Origin of the sequence: Aeromicrobium sp., assembly GCF_032084975.1 — a bacterium.
Taxonomy (GTDB): Bacteria; Actinomycetota; Actinomycetes; order Propionibacteriales; family Nocardioidaceae; genus Aeromicrobium.
Map to the genome: position 1 here is coordinate 1 of NZ_DAMDLR010000114.1, position 5,437 is coordinate 5,437.

At 69.4% G+C, this 5,437-nt stretch carries 7 protein-coding genes; 4 read left to right on the plus strand and 3 right to left on the minus strand.

The window, feature by feature from the left end:
• A partial coding sequence (locus tag RT323_RS15715) for a DEAD/DEAH box helicase (RefSeq protein ID WP_313410120.1) occupies positions 1–1,274 on the minus strand: 1,274 nt, incomplete at its 3' end.
• Between the two features lie 169 nt (positions 1,275–1,443).
• On the opposite strand from RT323_RS15715, the gene RT323_RS15720 reads away from it, so the two are divergent.
• Positions 1,444–2,142: a ferritin-like fold-containing protein gene (locus RT323_RS15720; RefSeq protein ID WP_313410122.1), complete on the plus strand. Its 699-nt coding sequence runs from the start codon at positions 1,444–1,446 to the stop codon at positions 2,140–2,142.
• Between the two features lie 75 nt (positions 2,143–2,217).
• Here the strand turns inward: RT323_RS15720 and RT323_RS15725 are convergent, their stop codons facing one another.
• Positions 2,218–2,445 (minus strand): DUF3107 domain-containing protein, encoded by a 228-nt coding sequence (locus tag RT323_RS15725; RefSeq protein ID WP_313410124.1) that lies wholly within the window; start codon positions 2,443–2,445, stop codon positions 2,218–2,220.
• Between the two features lie 2 nt (positions 2,446–2,447).
• A complete protein-coding gene (locus RT323_RS15730) occupies positions 2,448–3,080 on the minus strand; it encodes a TetR/AcrR family transcriptional regulator (protein WP_313410126.1) in 633 nt (210 codons plus the stop codon).
• Between the two features lie 120 nt (positions 3,081–3,200).
• On the opposite strand from RT323_RS15730, the gene moeZ reads away from it, so the two are divergent.
• The 3 genes from moeZ to RT323_RS15745 form a co-directional block, all read left to right on the plus strand.
• The gene (gene moeZ / locus RT323_RS15735; RefSeq protein ID WP_313410127.1) at positions 3,201–4,400 is read left to right on the plus strand and encodes an adenylyltransferase/sulfurtransferase MoeZ; all 1,200 of its coding nucleotides are present in this window, start codon (positions 3,201–3,203) and stop codon (positions 4,398–4,400) included.
• A gap of 79 nt (positions 4,401–4,479) precedes the next feature.
• A complete protein-coding gene (locus tag RT323_RS15740) occupies positions 4,480–4,770 on the plus strand; it encodes an MGMT family protein (RefSeq protein ID WP_313410129.1) in 291 nt (96 codons plus the stop codon).
• A gap of 45 nt (positions 4,771–4,815) precedes the next feature.
• Positions 4,816–5,437 (plus strand): UvrD-helicase domain-containing protein (locus tag RT323_RS15745; RefSeq protein ID WP_313410131.1); only part of this gene is annotated, 622 nt, incomplete at its 3' end.

Here is a 5,437-nt window from a genome sequence, read left to right on the forward strand (position 1 = left end):
TCGCGGTTGCGGCTGCTGCCCTGGCCGTCACGGTTGCCGTCACGGCGCTGGCCCTCGCGGCCACCCTCGCGGGGCTCCTTCGGCGCGGGCGGCTTGAGGCGACCCTTGACGTCGCGGCTGATGCCCAGGTCGTGGAACAGGTGGTCGGACGTCGAGTACGTCTCCACCGGCTCGTCGAACGGTAGGTCGAGCGCCTTGTTGATGAGCTTCCAGCGCTGCAGGTCGGCCCAGTCCACGAACGTCACCGCGGTGCCCGTCGCACCCGCGCGACCCGTGCGGCCGATGCGGTGCACGTAGGTCTTGTCGTCCTCGGGGCACGTGTAGTTGATGACGTGGCTGACGTCGGCGACGTCGATGCCGCGGGCGGCGACATCGGTGGCGACCAGGATCTTGACCTTGCCCTCACGGAAGCCGTCGAGAGCCTTCTCGCGTGCCTTCTGGGCCATGTCGCCGTGCAGCGGCGAGGCCGGGAAGCCGCGATCGGCCAGGTCGTCGGCGACGCGCTGGGCCTGGCGCTTGGTGCGCGTGAAGACGATGACGCGAGCGACGTCGTCGGCCTGCAGGATGCGGGCGACGACCTCGGGCTTGTCCATGTCGTGCGCCTGCCACACGAACTGGCTGGTGGCCGGAACCGTCTGGTTGGCCTCGGAGGACTCGGCCCGGATGTTCATGGGGTGGCGCATGTGCTTGCGCGCCAGCGTGACGATCGCCGAGGGCATCGTGGCGCTGAAGAGCATCGTCTGACGGGTCTCGGGGGTGCGCGAGAGGATCGACTCGACGTCGGGCAGGAAGCCCAGGTCGAGCATCTCGTCGGCCTCGTCCAGCACGAGCGCCTTGACGTGGCTGACGTCCAGGGCCCGGCGGTTGATGAGGTCCAGGATGCGGCCGGGCGTGCCGATGACGATGTCGACGCCGGTCTCGAGTGCCTCGAGCTGGGGCTCGTACGGGACGCCGCCGTAGATCTGCAGGTTGCGGGTGCCACGGTTCTTCGAGGCCGTGTCCACGTCCTTGGCGACCTGGATCGCCAGCTCGCGGGTGGGGGCGACGATGAGTGCCTGCGGCTTGCCCGGCTCGACCAGCTGGTCGTAGTCGGCATCGTGCGGGGCGACGGTGCGCTGGATGACGGGGATGGCGAAGGCCAGCGTCTTGCCGGTGCCCGTGCGGGCCTGGCCGATGAGGTCGGTGCCCATCAGGGCGACCGAGAGGGTCATCTCCTGGATGGGGAAGGCCTCGGTGATGCCCTTGTCGGCGAGGGCATCGGCGATCTCGGGCATGACGCCCAGTTCGGTGAAGGTAGTCAGGGGTCTGCTCTGGTTTCTGTGTGCGGATCTACTGTCGCGGATCTCGATGACGTGATCCTGTCGCGGACAGGATCGGCGAATACCCTTCCACTGTATCGCTGTGGGCCGCGGCTCCCGACCGTTGCCGCGATAAAGTCCGGGCATGACCTCCGAATCGACGCCTGGCGGACCACTCGACGACCCCGACTACCGGGTCGGCGTGGTGGAGTTGCTCGGCCTGCTGGGCTTCGGTGAGCTGAGCGCCGTCGAGGAGCTCAACGAGGACGCGCAGCAGGCGCCCGACCTGGCCACGAAGGTCGCGATCCACACGATGGCGGCGTCCGAGTGGCGCCACTTCGTCCAACTGCGCGACCGCCTCGTCGAGCTGGGTGAGGACCCCTACGCGGTGATGGAGTCGTTCCGCGCGACGTTCGCCCGGTTCCATACACGGACCGAGACGTCGGACTGGCTGGAAGGCCTGCTGAAGGCGTACGTCGGTGACGGACTGGCGGCGGACTTCTACCGCGAGATCGCGGCCTTCCTCGATGCCGACACGCGTCAGATCGTGCTCGAGACGATGAGCGACACCGGCCACAGTGAGTTCGTCGTCGACCAGGTGCGCGAGGCGATCGCCGCCGATCCCAAGGTCGCGGGGCGACTGGCGCTGTGGAGCCGACGACTCATGGGCGAGGCGCTCAGCCAGGCGCAGATGGTCGTGGCCGAGCGTGACTCGCTGACCGCGTTGGTGGTGGGTGCCGCGGACCGGCCCGGCGGGTTCGACCTCGCCACGATCGGGCGGATGTTCACGCGGATCACCGAGGCGCACACCGAGCGGATGGGGCGCCTCGGCCTCGACGCGTGAGCCGGGGTCCTCGCTGAGTCGCACGTTCGACCGGCGACACGCCGTGCCGGCCGAACGCGCAACCCGGCGGGTCGGTCAGGAGGTGAGGCCGAAGCCGACCTTGCGACCGGTGTCGGCGTTGAAGTACAGGTAGGCGACCTTGTCGGCCGGGACGGCCACGGTGTGGCCCTTGCTGTCGGTGATGGTGAACAGGGAGTCGTCCTTGAGCGCCGTGTCCAGCGAGGCGAGCACCACGTCGGGCTCGTTGTCGGTGTCGACGGACAGCTCACGGGCGGCGTTCTGCACGCCGATCTTGACCTCCACGGTCAGTCTCCTTCAGTCGGGGGTTTGGGGAATCCGCCGATCCCGCGCCAGGCGAGGGTCGACGCGAGTGTGACGGCATCGTCACGCGAGAGGTCGGAGCCACCGGACAGCCAGGCGCGGGCACCGACGTGGCCCATGCCCACGAGTCCGGCGGCCAGCAGCTCGGCGGCCGAGCGCGACAGGCCGGTGTCCTCGACGATCACCTCGGAGATCGCCGCGGCGGAGTCGGACGTGACGCGCGCGACGAGGTCGCTGACGGCCGGGTCGCTGGTCAGGTCGGACTCGAACACGAGGCGGAACGCCTTCTCCTGGTCGGCGACGCTGTCGTACCACAGCCGCATCGTGGCCTGGACGCGCTCGGAGTTGTCCTTGGTCGACGCGAGCGCCTCGCGGACGCCCTCGATCACCGTGTCGACGGCCGAGGACACCAACGCGGTGTAGAGGTCGAGCTTGCCGGGGAAGTGCTGGTAGAGCACCGGCTTGGACACTCCGGCGCGCTCGGCGATCTCGTCCATGGACGCGGCGTGGTAGCCCTGCTCCACGAAGACGTCGAGTGCGACGTCGAGCAACTGGGCCCGTCGCGCCGTGCGGGGGAGTCGTCCCGCGCGCGGTCGGGCCTCTGGGGTCTGGGTCACGCCCCTCACCCTAGCGGGCGGCTACTGGCCGGTCGCTTCGTCTGCTGTCCACACATCGGACGGCGCGCCGGATCGTGGGACCGCGCGGGAACAATGGAGCGTGCCGCCGGGTTGTGACCGGTGAGCCAGCAACCGAAGGAGAAGCCCGTGGTCGCGCCCCTGGTCGAGCCCGCCGACGAACTGACCGTCGACGAGGTCCGTCGTTACAGCCGCCATCTGATCATCCCCGACGTCGGCATGACGGGACAGAAGCGCCTCAAGAACGCGAAGGTCCTGATCATCGGTGCTGGCGGACTCGGCAGTCCCGCGCTGCTGTACCTGGCGGCGGCCGGTGTCGGCACGCTGGGCGTGATCGACGACGACGTCGTCGACGAGTCGAACCTGCAGCGTCAGGTGATCCACGGCCAGTCCGACATCGACAAGCCGAAGGTGATCAGCGCCGCCGAGTCGGTCGCCGAGATCAACCCGTACGTCAAGGTCATCACGCACAACGAGCGCCTCGACAACGACAACGTCCTGGACATCTTCAGCCAGTACGACCTGATCCTCGACGGCACCGACAACTTCGCGACGCGCTACCTCGTCAACGACGCGGCCGTCATCTTGAACAAGCCGTACGTGTGGGGCTCGATCTACCGCTTCGAGGGCCAGGTCTCGGTCTTCTGGGCGCAGGAGGGACCGCAGTACCGCGACCTCTACCCCGAGCCGCCGCCGCCGGGCATGGTCCCGTCCTGCGCCGAGGGTGGCGTGCTGGGCGTCCTGTGCTCGTCGATCGGCTCGATCATGGTCACCGAGGCCATCAAGCTGATCACCGGCATCGGTGATCCCCTGATCGGTCGACTGATGGTCTACGACGCGCTCGAGATGCGGTACACGACGCTCAAGATCCGTCGCGACCCCAGCGGCGAGCTGCCGACCGAGCTGATGAGCGACTACGAGGCGTTCTGTGGCGCGATCAGCGACGAGGCGGCCGAGGCGGCTGCCGACTCGACGATCTCGGTCACGACGCTCGAGGGATGGCTCAAGGAGCGCAACGACGGCGGTCGCGACTTCGTGCTCGTCGACGTGCGCGAGCCGAATGAGTACGAGATCAACAAGATCCCCGGCTCGGTCCTGATCCCCAAGGGCGAGATCCTCGGCGGGAAGGCGTTCGACCGGCTGCCGCAGGACAAGCAGGTCGTCCTGCACTGCAAGTCGGGCGTCCGCTCGGCCGAGGCGCTCGCGGTGCTCAAGGGCGCGGGCTACGCCGACTCGGTCCACGTCGGCGGCGGCGTCGTGGCGTGGGTCAACCAGATCGACCCGAGCCAGCCCAGCTACTGACCCCCTGGGTTGCACGTTCGGCCGCACCGCCACGGCGTGTCGCGGGCCAAACGTGCAACTCAGCGGGGACGGTCGGGTCATGGACGAGGAGTTCACCGAAGCGGTCCTGTCGATCGTCGAGACGATCCCACCGGGGTGCGTCGCCACCTACGGGCTGATCGCCGAGCGGATCGGCCGTGGCGGGGCACGCCAGGTGGGGCGCGTCATGTCGATCCATGGCCAGGCGGTCCCGTGGTGGCGCGTCGTGCGAGCCAACGGGACGCTGCCGGTCCACCTGATGATCGACGCCCAGCAGTACTGGCGTGACGAGCAGACCCCCGTGCGGAACGGCCGCGTGATCGTGAAGGAAGCCCTCGCGCCGGACTTCTGAGCGGTCGCCGAGGAACTGTCGGAGGGGTTTGGTTCCATGGGACACGTGCCCCCCGAACTCGTGCTGCAGCGTCCCGACGGCGTGCGCGCCGACGCGCCCACCCTCGACGCGGCGCAGCAGTCCGTCGTCGACCACCGGGGCGGACCGTTGCTGGTCCTCGCGGGGCCGGGCACGGGCAAGACCACGACCCTCGTCGAGGTGGTGGTCGACCGGATCGAGTCCGGCCAGCTGAGCCCCGACCAGATCCTCGTCCTCACCTTCAGCCGCAAGGCCGCGGGCGAGTTGCGCGACCGGATCGGTCGCCGGCTGCCCGGCACCTCCGGCACCGTCCCGGCCATGACCTTCCACGCCTTCTGCTACGCGCTGGTGCGTGAGTTCAGCGACCCCGAGGCCTTCGCGTCACCGCCCGAGCTGATGACGGCGCCGGCCCGTGACGCCGTGGTGGCCGACCTGCTGGCCGGACACGAGCCCGCCGGCTGGCCGCCGTCCCTGCGCGAGGCGCTCGGCACCCGCGGACTGGCCGCCGAGCTGCAGACGTTCATGGCCGCGGCCGTCACCCGGGGGATCGACCCCGACGACCTCCGCGCGCTCGCGGCCACCCGCGAGCGACCCGAATGGGTCCGCGTCGCCGACGCGATCGACGAGTACCACCAGGTCATCGACCTGC

Excerpts from the sequence above, each read along its gene's own strand:
- RT323_RS15720 (WP_313410122.1), top strand. The coding sequence starts at position 1,444 with ATGACCTCCGAATCGACGCCTGGCGGACCACTCGACGACCCCGACTAC.
- RT323_RS15740 (WP_313410129.1), top strand. The coding sequence starts at position 4,480 with ATGGACGAGGAGTTCACCGAAGCGGTCCTGTCGATCGTCGAGACGATC.